General features: G+C 48.5%; 1 protein-coding gene. It reads left to right on the top strand.

All coding sequences use genetic code 11. From position 1 onward, the window contains the following. Positions 1-1,595 (top strand): acyltransferase domain-containing protein (locus VN105_RS28870; protein WP_325646811.1); only part of this gene is annotated, 1,595 nt, incomplete at both ends.

Raw genomic sequence — 1,595 nt, forward strand, 5'->3', positions numbered from 1 at the left:
ACTCTCACGCAAAGGACGATGTGCCACATTTGACAGCGAAGCGGATGGTATCGCTCTGGGCGAGGGAGTAGCCATATTGGTACTCAAGCGTTACGAAGATGCCATACGTGATGGTGACCGTATCTACTCAGTAATCAAAGGTGTGGGTGGTTCCAGCGATGGTAAAGCGCTGGGACTTACAGCCCCGCGAAAAATCGGTCAGGTACGGGCCTTGGAACGGGCCTATAGCCAAGCGGGTGTCAGCGCAGCATCGGTTGGACTGGTCGAAGCCCATGGTACGGGCACCGTGGTCGGTGATAAAACAGAACTAAGCGCATTGACGAACTTATTCAGCCGCTCAGGGGCACTACCGGCACAAACGCATTTAGGTTCAGTCAAAACCCAGATCGGCCACACCAAATGTGCCGCAGGATTGGCAGGATTGATCAAAGCTTCCCTAGCTGTATTTCATGGTGTAAAACCACCGACACTTCACCTCCAGCGGCCGAATGCCTATTATAACGCACAAACAAGCCCTTTTGCTTTTCATGCCGAAACAGGTTTATGGGGGGAAAAAAGACGCTATGCTGGCATCAGCGCCTTCGGTTTTGGTGGAACGAATTTCCATGCTGTTATCGCCAACCATCCGCAGGAAGACAGCACAGTCGCCCTGCAATCCTGGCCATCAGAACTGTTCGTTTTTCGTGGCGATAACTACGACGAAGCTAAGGGACAATTGGGGCAAGTAAAAGCACTTTTAGATATCAACGATAGCCTTCCGCTAAAAGATATCGCCTACAGCTTAGCCATAGCTTCTGAAAAAGCGATCCAGCTCAGTATTGTTGCCGATACCGCTGAAGACCTGATGATGAAAATCGAACTGGCATTATCTGGCATTGAAAGCAAAGACACCTTTATTGTCAATAAACGCGAAGGTAAAACAGCATTCCTGTTTCCGGGACAGGGCAGTCAGCGCATCAATATGGCTCGTGATCTCTTTGTGGTATTCCCCGAAATGCGGAAACTTATTGCACAATATCCTGAACTGGAAAAAGTGGTCTTTCCTTCAAGTACATTTGATGCCGAAACCTTAAAACAACAAAAAGAAACCATTAAAGATACACGTCTGGCACAACCGCTTTTGGGTATTGTCGATTTAGCTTTAGCGAAATTTCTCCAGTCACTGGGTATCATCCCGGATATGCTGGCAGGACATAGCTACGGCGAGTTACCGGCATTATGTTTCGCAGGTGTATTTGACGAAGATCAACTAGTCGAACTGAGCAGCAAACGTGCCCAATCCATCCTGGATTCGGTAGAAAATGGCGATCCCGGTGCCATGGTTGCTGTTCATGCTGATGCCGAACGGTTGAAGATGCTCCTCGATCGTGTCGAAGGCTGTTATCCTGTGAATTACAATTCACCGACACAATGTGTTGTCGCAGGTAGTACAGCAGCCATCGGAAAACTGCTGGAGCTGTTAAAACAGGAACGTGTCTCTGCCAAAAAACTAGAAGTTGCCTGTGCTTTCCACAGCCCTTTGGTCGCTAGATCGAAGGAGCTTTATGCACATGTATTAAAGGATGTCCCTTTCCGTGAAATGCAAGTGCCCGTAT

The organism is Chitinophaga sp. (genome assembly GCF_035564935.1).
GTDB lineage: Bacteria > Bacteroidota > Bacteroidia > Chitinophagales > Chitinophagaceae > Chitinophaga.